The sequence below is a fragment of the Parasutterella excrementihominis YIT 11859 genome, assembly GCF_000205025.1.
In the GTDB taxonomy this organism is placed as follows: domain Bacteria; phylum Pseudomonadota; class Gammaproteobacteria; order Burkholderiales; family Burkholderiaceae_F; genus Parasutterella; species Parasutterella excrementihominis.
In genome coordinates, this window is the sequence record NZ_GL883687.1 from 37,647 (window position 1) to 56,779 (window position 19,133).

A 19,133-nucleotide genomic window follows, 5' to 3' on the forward strand; every position below is an offset into this window, starting at 1 on the left:
TTCCGTAAAGAATGGCTGACGAAGTAGATTTTGATTATTACGAGGTACTGGGAGTCTCCCGTACTGCTACTCAGGAAGAGATCAAGAAAGGTTATCGCCGTATGGCGATGAAGTATCACCCTGACCGCAATAAAGGGGACAAGCATGCCGAAGAAAAATTCAAACAAGTAGGCGAAGCCTATGAAGTGCTGAAGGATGAGCAGAAGCGCGCGGCTTATGACCGTTACGGCCGTTCTGCGTTCAACGGCGGAGCCGGAGGCCCCGGTGCCGGCGGATTCGGGGGGTTCGGAGGTTTTGATGCTTCTCAGTTCGGCGACATGGGCGATATTTTCTCCGAGATTTTCGGCGGAGGACACGCCCGCAGCTCCGGACAGAATAAGCAGATGTTCCGCGGTGAAGATCTGATTTATGACCTCGATATCACGCTTGAACAAGCCGCAGAAGGCTACAAGACAAAGATTAAGGTTCCCTCCTGGAGCAAGTGCACAGCCTGCGGCGGATCCGGTGCAGAAAAGGGCACGAAGGTAGAAACCTGCCCGACCTGTCACGGCAGCGGTTATGTCCGCGCCGGCGCCGGCTTCTTCCAGATTCAGCAGACCTGTCCGCGCTGCCACGGAACCGGCAAGTACATTCCTCATCCCTGCCACAAGTGCCACGGCACCGGTATGCAGGAAGAGAAGAAAGAACTCGAGATTACGATTCCCGCCGGTGTGGATGACGGCAACCGTATGCGTATTCCCGACCGCGGATCGCCCGGACAAAACGGCGGCCCCGCAGGCGATCTTTACATTCGCATTCGCATCAAGCCCCATGACATCTTTGAACGTGACGGGCAGGATCTGCACATGGAGATGCCCATGAGTTTTGTGACGGCGGCGCTCGGAGGTGAACTCGAAGTCCCGACGTTAACGGGCAAAGCCACATTGCGCATTCCCGAGGGGACTCAGTCCGGAAAGACCTTCCGCTTGAGAGGCCACGGCATCCGTAGTGTTCGCAATGCTGAGAAGGGCGACCTGTACGTTCATACCACTGTGGAGATTCCGGTAAATATGACGACTGAACAGAAGGACATCCTGAGACAGTTCGATGCGTCGATCAATCACAGCAAGAAAGATCATCACGCGCCGGAAAGAAAAAGTTTCTTCGAAAAGCTCGGCAAGCTCTTCAAGTAATTCGCCTCTGAATTAATAATTCAATCCCGATTTTGACTTACCCGTTGAAGTCGGGATTTTTTCATCATCAAAAAATTTTTGTGAAAAAGATTTGCAGACTAAATTCGATTCAGAACACCGAAATCATGGGTGAAATCAGGCGTTAGGTGTCTAAAACCTCCGTTGATCGATTTCCGTCCCAAGAGAGATATTAGGGCAACTATTCCTCTTTTGTAGACTATAGGACAAATACTGTGGAGCATGAGTTTACTTATGAGAAGGCCTTCGTTTGAGGTATTCTCACATTTGTCGACGAAAAAAAAATACATAACACATCATGCTGAAACGAACAATCCTCAGCCTTATATGCATCTTAGGCCTCATATCCTGTTTAACCGCATGTAATGACAAAGAAGCAGTCAAGCAGAAAGTTCAAGCCATCCAAGTAACAACGCTTAAAGCCGAACCTACCACTCAGCCGTATGTGGCCGAAGTGTTCGGGCAGACGGAAGGTTCTAAAGCCGTGATTGTTTATCCTCAAGTGACTGGTCCCGTGCTGCAGCGGCACTATGCTGAAGGACAGAGCGTCAAACAAGGCGATGTGCTCTTTACGATTGATCCGGCACCTTTCGATGCCGCTAATCAGAGCGCAGAAGCGTCGGTTATTCAAGCGCAGGTGGAACTGAAACAGGCGGAGAGAGAAGCCAAGCGATTTGCAGCTTTGCGCAAAGTTAATGCTGTAAGCGAAAAAGAATATTCAGACCGCATCAGCGCCTTGGAGTCCTGTAAGGCAAATCTAGCGGCAGCAAAGGCTAAAGCGCTGCAAACCAAAATTCAACTTGATTACACGTCGGTTAAAGCGCCTGTGAGCGGAATTGCCGGCAGGTCTTTAATCAATCCCGGAACACTGGTAACCGCCAACAATTCGGCCTTAACCGATATTACACAGGATGATCAACTTAAGGCTCGCTTTTCTTTAAGCGATAATGATCTGCACGGATTCACGATCACCGAAGACTCTCCAGTGAGTGTGGTGCATGAGAAAACAGGCGTGGAAGTTCCTGCGCGCATTAATTTTGCCGCTACTCAAATCGATCCTCAGACGGGTACCCGTTCGCTAAGCGCGGAGATTGAACGTTCTGCTGAGCTGCTTCCGGGACAATACGTGACGATCCGTTTGACGCTCGGCACACAGAAGGGCGTTTATCTGATTCCTCAATCGGCGGTGCGCCAGCTGCCCGACGGAACTTACAGCGTCTATTTATACAAAGACGGTGTCGCGAGGGCTCAGTCTGTGACGGTGGGTCGCTGGTCAGGCAAAGATTGGATTATCACCTCCGGCCTCAAATCCGGAGATCTTGTGATCATTGATCAGATCCAGAAACTCAGAGACAAGGCCAAGGTGGCCTTAAACCAAGACAAGAAAACCGCTTCAAAGCCGACTGAAAAATAACTTGCGATAGGTGAACCGAAATGCTTTCTCAATTCTGTATTCGGCGGCCGATTTTCGCATCTGTCATGTCGATTTTGATCGTGATTGCGGGTCTGCTCGCAGGACGTGTCCTGCCGATGGGCCAATATCCTGACATTACGCCGCCGGTTGTTTTTATTTCAACTTCTTATGAAGGGGCAGACGCACAGACATTGGCTAAGACAGTTGCTGCGCCAATCGAGGATCAGCTCTCCGGTGTTGAAGGCCTGCTTTATTACGAAACTTCCATCCGTTCGAACGGAAATGTTCGTATTACCTGCACGTTCGAAGTCGGTACAAATCCGAACGACGCGATGCTGGAGATCAATAACCGCGTGCGATCTGCAGAAAGACGGTTGCCGGAAAGCGTTCGACAGAACGGCGTGAACGTCCGTAAGCGCAGCGAAGAAACGCTGATGATCGTGCCGTTTTATTCTCCGAATGGCACTCTAAAACCGATTCAGCTCGCTGACTACGTGAATCTGAACGTAGTGGATGCAATCAAACGCGTCCCCGGCGTCGGTGACGCAGACGTTTTCGGTAACGCACAAAGCGCGATGCGTATTTGGCTGAATCCGAAGAAAATGGCTCAGCTCGGCATTACGGCCATCGATGTGCGCAAAGCGATCGAAGAGCAGAACAATCAGTACGCTGCCGGTAAAGTCGGTACGTCTCCGACGACTGATGATCAGCAGCTGGTTTATACGATTCGCACAAAAGGTCAGTTGCTGACACCGGAAGAGTTCGGCAATATCACCGTCCGTTCGCGCGGTGCTGACGGTATTGTTCGCATTCACGACATTGCCCGGGTCGAAGTCGGAAACCGCAGTTATGAGGCATACAACCAATTAAACGATGTTCCGAGCGTTACGTTTGCTGTTTACCTGCAGACAGGCGCTAACGCCATGCAGACGGCTGTGGATGTCAAAAAGCGGCTTCAGGAGCTCTCCAAGAACTTCCCGGATGATATCGCTTATGTGATTACGGACGATAACTCAAGATTCGTCGAGGCTGCCCTTAATGAGGTGGTTCAAACCTTACTGGAAGCCGGTCTTCTCGTGCTTTTGGTTGTGTATCTCTTCCTGCAAAATTGGCGCGCGACCCTTATCCCAATGCTTGCTGTGCCGGTTTCCTTGATCGGTACCCTTGCAGGTCTATGGGCTCTGAATTTCTCTCTTAATACTTTGACGTTATTTGCGATGACGCTGGCCATCGGTATTGTGGTGGACGATGCGATCGTCGTGCTTGAAAACGTCGAACGTATTATGGAGACGGAAAAGCTCAACGCTTTCCAGGCTTCTCAGAAGGCCATGAAAGAAGTAGCCGGAGCTCTGGTGGCTATTGTGCTGGTGCTGAGTACGGTTTTCACACCGGTCGCGTTCTTAGGTGGTATCGCCGGTGAGCTGTATCGTCAGTTTGCGGTGACCATCGGTGTTTCTGTTGTGCTCTCCGGCTTCGTGGCGTTAACGCTGACGCCGGCTCTGTGTGCTATTTTGCTCAGAAATAAGAGCAAGCCTTTCAAAATCTTCCGGCTCTTTAACGACGGCTTTGAGCGCTTCAAGCTGAACTACATCAAGGGTGTGTCCTTTAATCTTCGCCATCGCTGGTTTACGGCTGCGATTCTTGTCGCTGTCACCGTCGGATGCTGGGAGTTCCTGCAGATCGTTCCGACTTCTTTCGTTCCTCGCGAAGACCAAGGCATTTTGCGCGTGGCGATTCAGCTGCCGGAAGGCGCGACTCTGAACCGTACCGGTGTGGTGGTCACAGACTTGAGTCGAGAAATCCGCAAGATCCCCGAAGTTGAGAACGTTACTGCATTGGTGGCAAACGATACGATCGCAAACGATACGAAATCCAATGCCGCTTCCCTGATTGTTCAGTTAAAACCCTGGGATCAGAGAACGCGCAGTGCAGAAACGATTCGCCGTCAGCTTCAAACGCTGGTGAACGCACGCACGGATGCCGTGGGTCAGGCTGTGAATCCGGCGCCGATCCGCGGCCTGGGTCGTGCCGGCGGTTTGGACTTCTATATTCAATCCCGAGAATCGGACAATCCGCTTGAACTGCAGCAAGTGGCCGAAGATTTCCGACAGCGTTTGGTTGCAAAACCTGAAATCAGTTCGGCCCGCTCGATGATTCAGGCGGATGCACCTCAGCTCTACCTTACGGTTGATGAGGCTAAGGCTCTGGCAATGGACGTGGCTATTTCGGACGTTTATGACACGCTCGGATATTTCATGGGCGGCAAGTACGTCAACGACTTTACGCGTATTGGAAAAATCTTCCGCGTCATTATTCAAGCCGATGCTCCGTACCGCATGACACCGGAATCCTTAGGTGAGCTTTATGTCCGTTCTGATACCGGGAAGATGGTTCCTCTTTCGACGTTGGCCCATGTGGAACGCACTTCAGGCCCGGAATCGTTGAAACGAGAAAACGGTTTCTTGGCTGCGTCTATGAACGTTAATGCGGCGCAGGGCTATTCCACCGGTGACGTGATTCAGGCTGTGGATGCCGAGAGCCAATATCTGCCGAGCGGCTACTACGTTGACTGGACGGGGCAGGCCTTCCATGAAAAACGTATCGGAAGTTCTTCGGCCGCTGCGTTTGCCTTCGGCTTGATCATTGTGTTCCTGATTCTTGCCGCACAGTTCGAGCGCTGGTCGCTTCCGATTGCCGTTGTAATGGCAGTGCCTTACTCCGTGCTGGGTGCGCTTGTAGCGACGTATTTCCGCGGTTTCTCGAACGATATTTACTTCCAGATCGGCTTGCTTGTGCTGATCGGTCTGACGGCTAAGAACGCCATTTTGATTGTGGAGTTTGCAGCCCAAAAGATGGAAGAAGGAATGGAGGCAAGGCAAGCCGCGCTCGAGGCTGCAAAACTCCGTCTTCGTCCGATTGTGATGACCTCAATGGCCTTCATCTTGGGCGTCATTCCTCTAGCCACAGCAACCGGCGCTGGTGCAGCAGCCCGTCAGTCCATGGGTACAGGCGTTTTGGGAGGCATGCTGGCAGCTACGTTCATCACGACGTTCTTTATTCCTGTCTTCTTTACATGGTTCGTTTCTAAGAAGATAAAAGCTCGTCGATAGTCGACAAGAAAGCTCTGCCTTACACAAACGGCCGGGATAAGATTTTTGGAATTCTTGCCTGGCCGTTTTATTTGAATCTGGACAGATTTAATCGATCACATATCTGCTTCAAGGATTTCGATTTCTTTACGGAAATTACTGAAGGCAGTAATCGTATCGGGATCAGACGGACCGTCTTTTTGGAATTCCGATTGGATTCTTTCTGTTCGATTCAACACATACGCCTTAAGCGCAATGAATTGAGGGAGAAGAGGCAAGCTCGTTTCATACTCGTCTTCAATATTCGCTAGTGTTCTCTGCATTCCGTACGTCTTGAACATTATATCGACTAGGCGTATGAACTCATAAAGAAATTCTCTAAAAGGCATGACATGAGAGGCAAGAAGTTTCTCATCGTGGCCGTACAAATCTGAGTCTGCATCATAAAAAGAAACTTCGACGTCAAAGTCATCTTCTTTATCTATTTCGAGTCTGCGAATAGCCCAACGGTAACAGTCAGATTCTTCAGACCGATGAATGCTGTACTCGCAAGCGACGTCTTCTTTGTATTTAATGGAGTACCTAGAGTCCTCTTTTTGGTATCGGAAATAGATATTCTGAGGAAAAGGAACAGGGCAAAATTTGGTCAAATTATTAAAGATTTCGTAAAGTGTGGAAGTAGCCCACACAGTGGATATAAAGGCACTTCTCTCAATTTCAAAGAATTTCACGTCGATGCACAGCCATCCAATTGAAAACCGCGTTATTTTCATTGTGAAGTTTTTTATAGCGCAGTCCGTTGTCATTAGAGGGTTCCTCCCATGGAAGAACATAATGGATCTAATTGTTAACCGATTGATAACTGAACGAAAATGTCGAGCGAACGGAAGGAAGAAGAAACGTTCTGTGAAGAGAATACTCCGGACGTTACGGAGCTGAGGAAAAATTTATCGCTGAGGCAAAAGAAGCCGAGTACCGAAAAAACGGCTTGCATGTAACCCTGGACGAGTGCTTGGATTGGTTAGATCTCTTGGGGACAGACCACGAGAAACCGGGTCATCAAGTTCACCGCTAGTCAGAAGCTTCGGATTTCGGTTGAACCGGTTCCACAAAAGAGAAAAGCCGTAGCGAACTCTGAGTCTCGAATTTTGCTGCGGCCTAAATTGTCTAGGGTTTCAAATAGCGATTATTTGATGTATTGGTCTTCCCACTTAGCCATAGTGCCGTTGTCCTTGATGGTCTTCATCCAGTCATTGACGGCAGCCTCAAGTTTCGGATAACCCTGTTTCATCAGGATACCGAAGTGATTTTCTGTAAAGGGTTTGTCGACTAACGGAGCGGCAACCTTAGGATTGTCCTTAGCATAGCGGCGAGCTTCCATGGTTTCGGTGATCATGACATCGGCTTTTCCTTCACCGACTAAGCCCGGAATCTCGGCGTTGTGCTCATGCATCATGAGCTGAGCTTTCGGAGTCATTTCCTTGGCAAACTTTTCGTTTGTGCCGCCCGGGTTGTACATGACGCGAACAGTCGGCTGGTTGACGTCGTTCAATTCTTTGAACTGACCGGCCTTGTTCTTAGTAACGAGAATGGTTTTGCCGAAGGTGAGGTAGCCGTCGGACATAGTCATGACTTTCTTGCGGGCGTCGGTAACGGTAATACCGCTCATGGCAACATCAAATTTATCGGCCATCGTGTCGGCCTGCAAGGTCTTCCAAGTTGTCGGAACATATTTGAGTTTGACGCCGAGGTACTTAGCTAAGGACTGTGCCATTTCTGCGTCAAAGCCTTCGTATTTTCCGGTTTCTTTGTTAAGGTAGCTCATCGGCTTGTAATCGCCGGTAGAACCGACTAAGAGTTCGCCGGAGACCTTAATTTGTTCTAAGGAGCGGGCCTCTGCCATGCTGGCGAAGGCAGCAGTCACAGCAGCTAAGGATAAAACCAAAATGGAAGTGACAAGTTTTCCGTGCTTCATTTTTATAAGTTCTCCTAAACGAGGTTTGATCGATTCAGTATACGACTCAAAACCATCTAAAACAAAAATAAATCCCATCATTTCAAAAGAATTCGCAAATATTTCCCGTTTTACTTACGACGAATGGGAACGTAAGGCCTTTTAGTTCTAAGGTTAAAAAGTATAAAAAATTTTTGAGATGCTATTTTATCAAAAGATCTGAATAATCAAATAAATGCCAGTCTCTCGAATAAGAAGCATGCAAATAATTACCCCATTCAAGACGTTCGATGACTTGTCGCATAAGGCCGCTCGGCTGATCATCAATGGTGAGACGTTTTTGAGTACGAGGATGAATGAAGCTGATTCGACCGCAGTGGAGTAGGAGGCGGTCTCCGCCGAAATATTCGGCAAGGACACGGTTAAGCGGTCCTTTGCCGTAAGTCGCATCTCCGATAATGGGATGCGCGAGATGTTTGAGGTGGCGTCTTAACTGATGACGTCTGCCGGTGGCAAGCTCAAGCAGGACTAAAGAGAGGCGAGTGGTATCAAACTTGCCGGAAGAAACGGGAACCTCTGATTCAGCCACTCTGTGAAGGTAAGAAAGCGCGTCCTGTGCTTCTGTCTTTTGCACACGTAGATAGGGATCGACGGGAGGCTTCAGCGCATGGCGAACCTCAATATCCTCTGGTGCCCAGCCGCGGACGACCGCGTAATAACGCTTGTGAAAGGTCTCATGAGTTTGCTGACTCAGTGCCGAAACTATCTCCCTGTTGAGCCCGAACATCAGGATTCCGGAAGTGCCTCGATCCAGACGATAAACCGGACTCACGCGTCGGCCGATCTGATCTCGCAGCAACTGCAGTGCAAACTCGGTGTCGCCGTTGGCAATTTCCGTTCGGTGCGTCAGCATCTTTTCCGGCTTGGAGACAACGACAAGGTCTTCGTCTTGATAGAGGATTTTCAGTACGGTCATGAGCGGAAAGTTCGGAGAAGGAAGCGCCGGCAGAGGGATCGGTAAAAAATAAGGACTCGATTCTAGCGAACCGAGTCCTAAGAAGAAAGATGAAACTAAAGCATCAAATTAACCGCGGATCAGGAAGATGCCGATAATGACCCACAGCAGGAGGAAGACTGTATCGATGCTCATCAGCACGATCGGTGTCCAGCCGACTTCCTTCAGTTTGCCCAGAGAGGTCTTTAAACCAAGGGCAGAAATGGAAATCAAAATGAACAGTCTGGAGATTTCGCCGAGTGTGTTGGAGACATTCGTCGGAATGATTCCGGTGCAGTTCAAAGCGGCCAGAGCGATGAAGCCGAGCAGGAACATCGGAATGTTCTTGTACCAGGGCTTGGCTTTCTCTTCTTCAGTGCGATGTGCCTTAGAGGAAAAGACAAACATGAAGATGATGAGGATCGGGATCAGAAGAGCGACACGAATCATCTTCGTCAAGCTCGCGATTTCCAGTGCGTCCGGGCCGATCATGGCGCCGGCGCCCACGACCTGTGCAACGTCGTGAATGGTACCGCCTAAGAAGATGCCGGCATCGATGTGGTCAAAGCCGCACCATCCGGAGATGAACGGATAAAGAACCATAGCGAGGGTGGACAGGGCGGTAACCGTGACCACGATAGCAAGCAGAGCCTGCTCTCTTAACTGCTTATGGTTGAATGTGGCAGCTAAGGCAATAGCGGCAGACGCACCGCAAATAGCGGTAGAGGCGGCAGCCAGTGTGCCTTCGGTAAGCGGCCACTTAGAAAAACGGGTAATGAAAGCGCCGAAGAGTAGTGTGGCAAACACACCGCCGATAATCATGGCAAGCAGGGCCGGAGACAGGAGTCCCAGCTGGCTCGCGGTGATTTTGGCACCTAACAGGCCTACGCCCCATCGGAGAACGGTTGTGGAGCAAAAATGAATACCGGCAAGCGTTCTCCGGTCCTCTGAGAGGAAGTGGAAAGCCATACCGATTAACAAAGCGAACAAAACAGCAGGACCGCCGTAGTGCTCAGAGACGAATAGTGAGGCAGCGCCGATAATGACGGCCATAAGTGTTCCGCGCCAGCGCGTTTCCAGCCAGTGTTTCAAACTCACTTTTTCTGTGGTCATGTTTTAAATTTCTCTTGTGTTCCATACGAGCCACACAATGGTGCGCTCGTCATGAATGTGCGGGAGCACCTTCTGACGGACAAGAGTGTGGTACTCGTTCAGCCATTTCTTTTCGTCGGGCTGCAGCCTTTCCGGAATGACGGCAGAAAGGTCTATCGGACAAAGAGTTAGTGTTTTGAATTTCAAGAAACGTCCGAATTCATTTTCTTCTGCGAATTCGGTCGCCACTAAATTTTCAATGCGGATACCCCAGCGGCCGGGACGATAAATACCGGGTTCATCACTGGTCACCATGCCTTCGGACATTGCTGTCTCTTTCGAGATAAACGCATCGGAACGAGGGCTTATCCGCGGGTAACTAATCCTCTGCGGCCCTTCGTGAACATTAAGGAAAAATCCGACGCCGTGGCCCGTTCCATGCCCAAAATTAGCAAAATGTTGCCAGATCGGTTCACGCGCTAAGGGATCTAATAATTGTGAAGAAATACCGTCGGGAAATACGGCCATCGCAAGACGTATGTTTGCCCGTAATACGGCGGTGTAATCTTCTTTCATCAGATCGGTTGCTTTCCCGATCAATTTTGTGCGGGTGATGTCGGTCGTACCTTCGGGAAATTGAGCTCCGGAATCAATGAGAAGGAAGCCGTTATCCTTAATCGGGGCGCCTCCGGACTTATCGGGTTGATAGTGGGGGAGTGCGGCGTTGGAGCCGAATGCAGAGATGGTTTCAAAGCTCAGAGAAATATATCCCGGAAGAGATTTTCTGAAGAAAAGGAGCTTGTCGGCGAGGGACTGCTCCGTCATTTCTTCTTTGCCCAAATTGCGATCGAGCCAGGCAAAGAATCGCACCAAGGCAACCCCGTCTTTGATCATGGCGTCAGATATCAGATTGATCTCTTCGGGCGTCTTGAGTGCTTTCATGCGTTCAATAGGATTAGGCAATTCCAGCTGAGTGATCTGCTCCGGCAGGTGAGACAGCAAAGACGCATTGATTTCTTCCGGGTCAGCCAGCACCGTTCCTGAGGAAAGAGAGGCGAGCGTCTTGCCGACACAATGGTAAGGAGCTAAAGCAACACCGTCCCGGAACAATAACTCTCTCAGATTGGCAGGGACTTTCTCTTCGTTAATGAAAAGCGTTGCAGTGCCCTTGGACGGAATCAAGGCGTAGGCGTAGAAGACGGGATTGTTTGGAACGTCGGATCCGCGGAGGTTAAAAATCCATGCGATATCGTCGAGCTTCGAAGTAAGCAGATAGTCCGCACCTTCTTTTTTGAGAACCTCACGCAGAGCGGTAAGTTTCTGTTCTCGGTTTCGCGGGGAAACTGTATGGTCAAAGATCGGCTTTTCAGCGCGTTCCGGTCTTTCTTCCCAGATGGTTTCTTCGGGCGTCTGACGAACCAGCGAGAGATGAAGATGTTTCTCGGCAAAAACTCGGGCGTAATTCTTGGCGTCTTTGCCGGAAATCAATTCGGAGTTGATGCCGACACAGTCGTTGGCCATCAAGTGCGCGGCAAACCAGTCGGCAGACTCCGCGGCGTAGCCTTGGTTGAGTTTAACGAGTTCAATGCCGGAGCCCTCGAGCTGCTGCTCGGCCTGAACCCAGTAGCGGGAGTCGGTGACAAGCGCTGCGGCGTCCTGAGTCACTAAGAGAGATCCTGCAGAGCCCGTGAAGCCCGAAAGCCACTTGCGGAAGGCATAGTGTTCATCCACGTATTCGGAAAGATGAGGGTCTGCCGTCGGGACGATCCAGCCGTTGAGACCGTGATCTTTCAAAAAAACACGTAATGCAGACACTCTGCTGCTGATAGAGGAGTTCACTGAAGCCTCCGCAATGGAAAATTAATAAACTTTGCGAATCGTTGCCGAGAGCGGAGTGCCGCTTTCGTCGTTTTCAATTGTCTGGCGGCCGATGTGCATCTTCTCAACGCGCCAGCCGGCGTCGCGCAGTTCGTTCAACGTTGCAACGACGTCCAAGTCGGGGCATTCAAACGAGAATCCGCCGAGTTTGGTGCCGGCGGTAAAAAGTCCCGCACCCTTGCATACCGTTTCTGTACGCAAAGGAGCATCCAGCAGCGGGTCAAGTCCGGCGCGATCGACGTGCGGAGTAAAGGCAGAATGCGATCCTGTGGAAGAACATCCTGCTAAGGCCAACGCAGCAAGCGCTGCAGCAGTCGAAAGTAAGCGTTTACTCACCATTTAATTTCTTATCCAAAAGACGACGATTGGTCATGCGCAACGCATGTTCGGTGGTTTCCCAGTCAATGCAGGCATCAGTGACGGAGACACCGTATTTAAGCTGAGACAGATCAGCAGGAATCTTTTGATTGCCAGCGTTAATGTTGCTCTCCAGCATGACGCCGCAAATCGATTTGTTGCCGTTGACAATCTGGGTAATGCAGTCGTTCAAAACGAAGGGCTGCAGGTCGGGATTTTTCATGCTGTTGGCGTGCGAGCAGTCGACAACGATGCGGGAGTCGACGCCGGCATCCTTGAGGGCTTTCTCGGCCAGCATCACGCTCACGGTATCAAAGTTCGGACGTCCGCCGCCTCCGCGGAGCACTAGGTGGCTGTAGCGATTGCCTTTGGTCTTGATGATAGAGCTTTGGCCGTTTTCATAGATACCTAAGAAGTAGTGGCTTTGGCGGCTGGCTTTGACGGCGTTAATCGAGCTGTCCAGAAGGCCGTCGGTGCCGTTCTTAAAACCGACCGGAGCGGACAGACCGCTCGCCATTTCTCTGTGGGTTTGACTTTCGGTTGTGCGCGCACCGATGGCATACCAGCTGACGAGTTCGCCCAAGTACTGCGGACCGAACGGGTCCAATGCTTCGGTCGCAACAGCCAGACCCATCTCATTGATTTTGATCATGAGCTCACGGGCCTTGAGCATACCCTTTGCCATATTGAAAGAGTTGTTCATGTCCGGGTCGTTGATGTCCCCCTTCCAGCCGACGACCGTTCTAGGCTTCTCGAAATACACGCGCATGACCGGGAAGATTGTCTCTGAGATGTGTTCTGAGAGTTCGGCTAAACGCTGAGCGTAATCCAGGGCCGCCTTCGGGTCGTGAATGGAACAGGGACCGGTAATGACCATCAAACGGTTATCTTCTCCCGTCAAAATCTGCTTGATTTGATTTCTGCTCTTGTTGACGTTCTCGGCAGCAGCTTCGGTAAGAGGCGCCATCTTTTTGATCTCAGCCGGTGAAGGCATCGGCGCGAAACCTTCAATATTGATGTCTTCCAAAGAAAAACCGGCTTGTTGCTTCACTTCGTTTAATTTCGGAGTTTGCATAAACAACCACATTAAAAAATCGGCCGAAGCGGCGCAAGTGTCAGGCTTCGGTCATAAACAAAACAAGTATCCTTGTCCGATTATAAGAAGGCGACCGAGGAAAAACTCCCGAGGCCGCCTAAAAGTTATTGCTCTAGCAAACGGGAAAAGCCGTGCAATGCATAGCTATTGCCCACGGGCGGTTCTGCGACGGACAGACGGTTTACCGTCGGAGCGTTTGAAGCCGGCCGGTCCGTTTCTTCTTGGTCCGGGTCTGCGGTTTTTGTTCTGAGGCTTTGTCGGAGCAGAAACCTTCCAATCGGAGTAATCCAGTCTCGGGAAGTCAGACAAAGGCAGCGGCTTCTTGATGAACTTTTCGATTGCGGCAAACTGCGGCAATTCCTCCGGAGAAACCAGCGAATAGGCTTCGCCTGCTTCACCGGCACGTCCCGTTCTGCCGATACGGTGAACGTAGTCTTCCGCCTGCTGAGGCAGTTCGTAGTTGACGACCTGAGGAAGTTTTTCAATATCTAAGCCGCGGGCTGCGATGTCGGTGGCGACCAAGATCGGCAGCTTGTGCTCTTTGAACTCTCTGAGCGCTGTCGTTCTGGCGTTCTGAGATTTGTCGCCGTGAATGGCTTTGGCGACCAGGCCGTCTTTGAGTAGATGGCGAACCAGCTTATCTGCGCCGTATTTGGTTCTGGTAAAGACCAAAACCTGGTCCCATTGGTTATCGACGATGAGATCGCGGAGTACGGTGTGCTTATCGGCTTTCGGAACTCTGTAAAGGGTTTGGCGAACCAGCGAAGAGTCCTTATTTCTTTCGATTTCAACGGACTCAGGCTTGTTCAGGAATTCGGAGGCTAGCTTTTTAATTTCCGGCGAGAACGTGGCGGAAAAGAGCAGTGTCTGACGATCCGGAGGAAGCGCTTTCAGAATGCGCTTTAAGTCCGGAAGGAAGCCCATATCCAACATTCGGTCGGCTTCGTCCAGAATGAGGATGTGCGTCTTAGATAGATCTGCAAAACCCTGGTTCATGAGATCGAGCAGGCGCCCCGGTGTCGCCACTAAGAAATCCAGCCCTTTGGCGATGGCAGCCTTTTGCGGATTGATGCCCACGCCGCCGAAAACGACGGCAGAGCGTACACCGAGGTCTTTACCGAGAGAAAGAATGGTTTCTCCGACTTGTGCGGCAAGCTCTCGAGTCGGAGTCAGAACTAAAACACGAGGAACACGCTTTTGATAAAGCGTCGGTTCTTCGATGATCTTCTGCAGCATCGGCAGAACAAAAGCAGCCGTTTTACCTGTTCCGGTCTGAGCGGCTGCCAAAAGATCGTATCCCTGTCGAACGAGCGGGATGGCTTTCATTTGAATCGGAGTCGGCGACGTAAAACCGTTGACTTCGATTAGCTTTTCTAATTGGGGTGCAAACCCAAGTGTCTTAAAAGAATTCGACATTCAATGAGTCCTCTTTGAATTCGTTGCAGTGTAGTGCCAATTCAGTTCTCAATCTGAGGGATTACACCAATAGGGGGAACCAAGTGAGCCTAAAATCTAAGAATCATTAGTGAAGCGCCAATGGGAGGCGATAACGATGTTTGGTATTGACACTCAAGACATACAAGACTTAAAGATTGTGGACGTCAAAGTCGGAACAGGTGCTGAAGCAAAGCCCGGTGAACTCGTTCGTGTTCATTACACAGGCTGGCTCGAAGACGGTACAAAGTTTGATTCCAGCGTTGACCGCAACGAACCCTTCGAATTCCCGCTCGGTGCAGGATATGTTATCCAGGGCTGGGACCGCGGCGTAGCCGGTATGAAAGTCGGCGGTGTTCGCCGTTTGTTTATTCCGTCTCAGTTAGCCTACGGTGACAGAGGCGCCGGTTCTGTTATTCCTCCGAATGCAACATTGATTTTTGAAATCCAGCTGCTCGGAGTTAAAGACAACGGCAAATGGCAGCTTGAAGAAGATGTCATCACTCCGGTGTCTGCACCTGATGTGAAGTAGCAAGCTAGATAAGGTTGCAACAAGCCGCTTGGATGAGAAAGTCTGAGCGGTTTTTTTGTGCCTGCGTATTTCTGAGTCTCAGCAAGCAAAAATCCAAAAGTTACGTTGCACGCGACAACCTATTCTTCTGGAATATATTTTGAAAAAGTAGGCTCTTAGGAAAAACAAACGCCTGCCGGCAGAGTAGCTGTCTGCTGACAGGCGAGAATTTTTCGATTACAGGAAGGCGTTGTGCTCTTTCTCGTAGCCGATGGAGGTCCCAGGTCCGTGGCCCGGATAGACAATTGTGTCATCCGGCAAAGAGAAGAGCTCGGAGCGGATCGATGTCACAAGCTGTTCATGACTGGAGAACGGGAAGTCCGTTCTGCCGATGGATTCTAAGAAAAGCGTGTCGCCGACAAAGACGCACTTTTCTTTCTTGAAGTAATAAGCCACAGAGCCCGGTGTGTGTCCGGGAACACTCAAAACTTTGCATTCAAGTCCGGCAAACTCTGTCTTATTTCCCGGCTCAATGCTGACGGATTCAAATTTAGGGACAGCAGGAAAGCCGGAAGATCCGCCCTGCCCAAGAACTGTGGAAGCGATGACTTTATCTTTTTCCGGCGTATAGACCGTAGCGTGCGTTTCGGCAGCTAAAGCGGCAACGCCATAAAGATGGTCAAAGTGCATATGCGTGATGCAGATTGCTTTCAGCTCTAACCCGTGCTCTTTGAGATATTTGCTCCCGGGAGCGGGGTCTCCGCCGACATCAATTGCAACAGCTTGGCCTTCGTAGCTAACGAGATAGCAATTGGTTTCTAAGGGGCCGAGAGGAAAAACAGCAACAGACATAATGCGCCTCATAAAACAAAGTGTTTTGATTATAGGAAGGAGGCGATGTTCACTAGCGCGTGAGAACCTCACAACGGACGCAAAGAAAAAGCCTCCGAGATGGAAGCTTTTAGAGCGATGAAAATTTTGAGCTAGCAGCGAACAGCTTCGAAACGATGTTCAGGACTGAGGATCTGACGCTGCTCATCAATGAGAGGAAGATCAAGAGCACCGCTGTCCATATGAGAAACTAATCCGTAAAGTGTGTTGACGGCAGCTTCTAAAGCGTCTTTGGCTGACTTTGTTTTGAGGTAAGTGCCTAAAGCGACGGATGAGAAGGTATCGCCTTGTCCGTTAGGTGTCGGTTTTCGTTCCACAAGAGGTGTTCTGACGACCCAGGCATCATCCTTGGTAATGGCTAAAGTCTCGACTGTATCTTCGGGAACGTCCGTTGTCAGCAGGCTTGTCACGAACGTGACACGGCAACCCTTGTCAGTAAAAAGCTCGCGCGCAGTGTCGACCGTTTCCTGGCGGCTTCTCATCTTCCGTCCGCTTAGTAGCTCCAGTTCAAACTGATTCGGTTTGGTCATATCAGCCAAACCATTGAGGAAATGTTCTTTCATGAACTGCGGGATATCAGGACGCACAAAAACGCCGGTATCCGTGTCGCCCATCACCGGGTCGCACAGCCAAATAGCATCGGGGTTGGCGGCTTTGATTTCGGTGGCCAAGTCCAAGACGATTTTGCCGATGCTGGCATCACCCAAATATCCTGAAAGCAGCCCTTCAATCTTAGGCATGAGACCGCGCTCCCGAATGCCGAGAATAATGTCGCGGATGAGCTCGGCGGTAAAAACCTGACCGCGGAACGTCGGATGGCCTGTGTGATTAGAAAATTCAACCGTGTTGACAACGATCGGGCTAAAACCCAAAAGCTGCAGCGGGAAAACGGCGGCAGAATTACCGACAAAACCGTATGCAACGTGAGATTGGATCGTTAACACATAACGAGACATTGAATCCTCCTAAAAACAGCCTAATAGTCCCATAACTCCCCCAATCATAATTAAAAGAATGAGGGGAACATGAGTTTTCCAAACAATAATTGTGACGGCGCCGGCCCAGGCCCAAACCCGCCAATTATCAAGCTCGTTTCCTAAAAGAAGGTAAGCAGTGGCAAATAAAAGCCCTACGGCAACCGGCGCCATGCCAGCCTTGTAAGATTTAACAAATACTGAGGAAGCGTGCTCGCGAATGTATCGTCCGGCAAGAACGGCAATCAGCGAAAAGGGAATGGATGTGCCGCCGAAGGTGGCAAGCGCACCTAAAGGACCGGCCGCCGCCCAACCGAGCACAGCCGCGACCAGTACATTCGGGCCGGGCAGGGACTGCCCGAACGCAACCGTCTTGGCAAAGGTCTCCGGAGTCAGCAGTCCTGCCGTATCCACAAGGTAGGAGTACATGCCGGGGAGCGTAGCCATGAAGCCGCCGATCGCGATCAGCGAAAGCAACATGAAGTGGAAGAATAGTCCGGCAAATAAGGCAGGTGTCATGACTGAGCGCTCCTTTCCTTAATGAATTGGTACCACGCCCAGAAGGAGAGAGGAATACCGACAATCGGCAGAATGTAGACCATCGAAATCTTCAGTACGCCGACGGTGATGAATGTGATGACTAAGCCAAAAATCCAGACCGGCGGCGTGATGATGTTTTCTTTGCAGTTGTAAAGCAGCTTCATTGCGGCGCCGGCCACCATCCCTGAGGCAGATGCGGCCATACCGACAAGAGCATCGGATACCCATTTGTTCTCTGCGTACTGTTGATAGAAGACAAAGACGGAGAGCATGAGCGTCGCCGGAAGCGTAATCATGCCGAGAAATGAAGCCAGCGCGCCCCTCCATCCGAAGTGTCGGTCGCCCACCATGATGGTCAGAATCATGATGTTGGGTCCCGGAAGGACTTGAGAAACCGTGAGGAGGTCAAGAAACTCGGACTGCGTGAGCCATTTCTTTTGGTCGACTAAGAACTGCTGCGCGATAGCGGTTGAACCGCCGAAGGCCTGCATAGCCATCAGCGTAAAAGAGCAAAACAGATCCCAACAGTTTTTTGGTTTATTAGGTGCGGAAGTTTTATATTTCTCGGTAGAGGTCATAAGAATTCAGCCTTTTTTCAGCCATTCTAAGCGTCAAAAAGGCTGTAACCTCTTTTGCAGGAATTTAACGAGGCCGGATGCCGATTTCGGCAAAGAGGGCTTTGGTTTCGTCAACGGGCAGACCGATCACGCCGCTGTAAGAACCTTCGACTTTTTCGACGAATTGACCGGCTAATCCCTGGATCCCGTAACCGCCAGCCTTATCAAAAGGTTCTCCGGAGGCAATGTAGGAGTTGATTTCTTCGTCGGTGAGCGGGCGGAAGGTGACAAACGTCTTAGTCAGAGTTTCTCTTGGCTTTCCGCCCTTATCGACCAAACATACTGCAGTCAGAACTTCGTGTGTTTGACCCGAGAAATCTTTGAGGAACTCAAAGGCTTCCTTTTCGTCTGCCGGCTTGCCGTAAATCTTGCCGTTTAACGCAACCGTGGTATCAGCGGCAAGGACGGGAAGCAGCGGATCGCGTTCGGTTTCCGCCACTTTGCGGCCCCACTTGGCCTTTTCGCGTGTGACGCGCGCCACGTAGTCCTCGGGAGATTCGCCGGGCAGGACGTCTTCGTTGACGGAGTCGGATGTTTTGCTGAGAAGAATGCCAAAGTCAAAGCCCGCATCTTTCAAAAGCTCCCGTCTGCGCGGCGACTTGGATGCAAGATAGAAAGCCATAACTTAAGCCCGATGATAGGGATGGTTGTGGAGAAGGGACCAGCTGCGGTAGATCTGCTCTAAGAGCAAAACGCGAGCCATCGCGTGCGGCAAGGTCAGGGAAGAGAGGCGAAGCGTAAAGTCAGCCTCGGCTTTGAGTCCCGGATCGATACCATCGGCGCCCCCGATGATGAAGGCGATTGGGCGTCCCTGGTCGCCCCAGCGGTTGATTTGTTGGGCGAGCTTAGTGCTGGTCGGGTCTGCGCCGCGCTCATCCATGATGACCTTGATGGCATCCTTCGGCAGGGCGGCTCGAATCCTTTCCGCTTCGGCTTGCATCACTTTCGGGATGGTGCGCGTGTTCCTGTCTTCGGCTTTGACGGTCTTTAATTCGAGCTTCCAATCCGACGGAAAGCGATGCAGATAGTCTTCGCATGCTTCATCAGCCCATTTGGGCATTTTAAGACCGACAGCAACGACGGAAATTTTCATAGCAATTGA

The 19,133-nt window shown here is 50.8% G+C and carries 17 protein-coding genes and 1 pseudogene; 4 read left to right on the forward strand and 14 right to left on the reverse strand.

Translation table 11 applies throughout. The features are described 5' to 3' along the window. The first annotated feature begins 11 nt into the window (after positions 1-11). From dnaJ to HMPREF9439_RS02740, 3 genes are all read left to right on the forward strand, one after another. On the forward strand, positions 12-1,172 hold the full coding sequence (gene dnaJ / locus HMPREF9439_RS02730) for a molecular chaperone DnaJ (protein WP_008810587.1): 1,161 nt from the start codon (positions 12-14) through the stop codon (positions 1,170-1,172). A 316-nt stretch (positions 1,173-1,488) separates the two neighbouring features. Next, positions 1,489-2,604 (forward strand): efflux RND transporter periplasmic adaptor subunit, encoded by a 1,116-nt coding sequence (locus HMPREF9439_RS02735; RefSeq protein ID WP_008863619.1) that lies wholly within the window; start codon positions 1,489-1,491, stop codon positions 2,602-2,604. A 20-nt stretch (positions 2,605-2,624) separates the two neighbouring features. Beyond that, a complete protein-coding gene (locus HMPREF9439_RS02740) occupies positions 2,625-5,714 on the forward strand; it encodes an efflux RND transporter permease subunit (RefSeq protein WP_040603370.1) in 3,090 nt (1,029 codons plus the stop codon). A 95-nt stretch (positions 5,715-5,809) separates the two neighbouring features. Here the strand turns inward: HMPREF9439_RS02740 and HMPREF9439_RS02745 are convergent, their stop codons facing one another. The 8 genes from HMPREF9439_RS02745 to HMPREF9439_RS02780 all read right to left on the reverse strand — a co-directional run bounded on the left by HMPREF9439_RS02745 (position 5,810) and on the right by HMPREF9439_RS02780 (position 14,480). Continuing rightward, complete coding sequence (locus HMPREF9439_RS02745) at positions 5,810-6,499, reverse strand: hypothetical protein (RefSeq protein WP_040603371.1); 690 nt, start codon at positions 6,497-6,499, stop codon at positions 5,810-5,812. A 380-nt stretch (positions 6,500-6,879) separates the two neighbouring features. Continuing rightward, positions 6,880-7,668 (reverse strand): transporter substrate-binding domain-containing protein, encoded by a 789-nt coding sequence (locus tag HMPREF9439_RS02750; protein ID WP_244862371.1) that lies wholly within the window; start codon positions 7,666-7,668, stop codon positions 6,880-6,882. Between the two features lie 181 nt (positions 7,669-7,849). After that, positions 7,850-8,623 carry a pseudouridine synthase gene (locus HMPREF9439_RS02755; protein ID WP_008863624.1) on the reverse strand — a complete coding sequence of 258 codons (774 nt, stop codon included), beginning with the start codon at positions 8,621-8,623 and terminating at the stop codon, positions 7,850-7,852. Between the two features lie 108 nt (positions 8,624-8,731). Continuing rightward, on the reverse strand, positions 8,732-9,754 hold the full coding sequence (locus HMPREF9439_RS02760) for a YeiH family protein (protein WP_008810596.1): 1,023 nt from the start codon (positions 9,752-9,754) through the stop codon (positions 8,732-8,734). 3 nt (positions 9,755-9,757) lie between these two features. Further along, positions 9,758-11,572, reverse strand: coding sequence for an aminopeptidase P family protein (locus HMPREF9439_RS02765; protein ID WP_008810597.1), 1,815 nt, complete (start codon positions 11,570-11,572; stop codon positions 9,758-9,760). Positions 11,573-11,593: 21 nt separating this feature from the next. Beyond that, the gene (locus tag HMPREF9439_RS02770) at positions 11,594-11,950 is read right to left on the reverse strand and encodes a hypothetical protein (RefSeq protein WP_008863626.1); all 357 of its coding nucleotides are present in this window, start codon (positions 11,948-11,950) and stop codon (positions 11,594-11,596) included. Then, positions 11,940-13,043, reverse strand: a complete 1,104-nt coding sequence (locus tag HMPREF9439_RS02775; protein WP_167535252.1) for a 3-deoxy-7-phosphoheptulonate synthase — start codon at positions 13,041-13,043, stop codon at positions 11,940-11,942. Before HMPREF9439_RS02775 ends, HMPREF9439_RS02770 begins: the two co-directional genes overlap by 11 nt. Positions 13,044-13,208: 165 nt before the next feature. After that, on the reverse strand, positions 13,209-14,480 hold the full coding sequence (locus HMPREF9439_RS02780) for a DEAD/DEAH box helicase (RefSeq protein ID WP_008863628.1): 1,272 nt from the start codon (positions 14,478-14,480) through the stop codon (positions 13,209-13,211). Positions 14,481-14,616: 136 nt separating this feature from the next. Between HMPREF9439_RS02780 and HMPREF9439_RS02785 the strand changes: the two are divergent. Then, positions 14,617-14,961, forward strand: a pseudogene (locus HMPREF9439_RS02785) (FKBP-type peptidyl-prolyl cis-trans isomerase); the annotation flags it as partial. Positions 14,962-15,246: 285 nt separating this feature from the next. On the opposite strand, the gene HMPREF9439_RS02790 reads toward HMPREF9439_RS02785, so the two are convergent. The 6 genes from HMPREF9439_RS02790 to rlmH all read right to left on the reverse strand — a co-directional run bounded on the left by HMPREF9439_RS02790 (position 15,247) and on the right by rlmH (position 19,124). Continuing rightward, on the reverse strand, positions 15,247-15,861 hold the full coding sequence (locus tag HMPREF9439_RS02790) for an MBL fold metallo-hydrolase (protein WP_244862372.1): 615 nt from the start codon (positions 15,859-15,861) through the stop codon (positions 15,247-15,249). A 131-nt stretch (positions 15,862-15,992) separates the two neighbouring features. Further along, on the reverse strand, positions 15,993-16,856 hold the full coding sequence (pdxY, locus tag HMPREF9439_RS02795; RefSeq protein ID WP_008863631.1) for a pyridoxal kinase PdxY: 864 nt from the start codon (positions 16,854-16,856) through the stop codon (positions 15,993-15,995). Positions 16,857-16,865: 9 nt separating this feature from the next. Continuing rightward, a complete protein-coding gene (locus HMPREF9439_RS02800; RefSeq protein WP_008863632.1) occupies positions 16,866-17,393 on the reverse strand; it encodes a chromate transporter in 528 nt (175 codons plus the stop codon). Then, on the reverse strand, positions 17,390-17,992 hold the full coding sequence (locus HMPREF9439_RS02805; protein WP_008863633.1) for a chromate transporter: 603 nt from the start codon (positions 17,990-17,992) through the stop codon (positions 17,390-17,392). The genes HMPREF9439_RS02800 and HMPREF9439_RS02805 overlap by 4 nt, the downstream gene beginning before the upstream one ends. Positions 17,993-18,056: 64 nt before the next feature. After that, positions 18,057-18,653 (reverse strand): Maf family protein, encoded by a 597-nt coding sequence (locus HMPREF9439_RS02810; RefSeq protein WP_008863634.1) that lies wholly within the window; start codon positions 18,651-18,653, stop codon positions 18,057-18,059. Between the two features lie 3 nt (positions 18,654-18,656). After that, positions 18,657-19,124 carry a 23S rRNA (pseudouridine(1915)-N(3))-methyltransferase RlmH gene (rlmH, locus tag HMPREF9439_RS02815; protein ID WP_008810607.1) on the reverse strand — a complete coding sequence of 156 codons (468 nt, stop codon included), beginning with the start codon at positions 19,122-19,124 and terminating at the stop codon, positions 18,657-18,659. Positions 19,125-19,133: the final 9 nt, after the last annotated feature.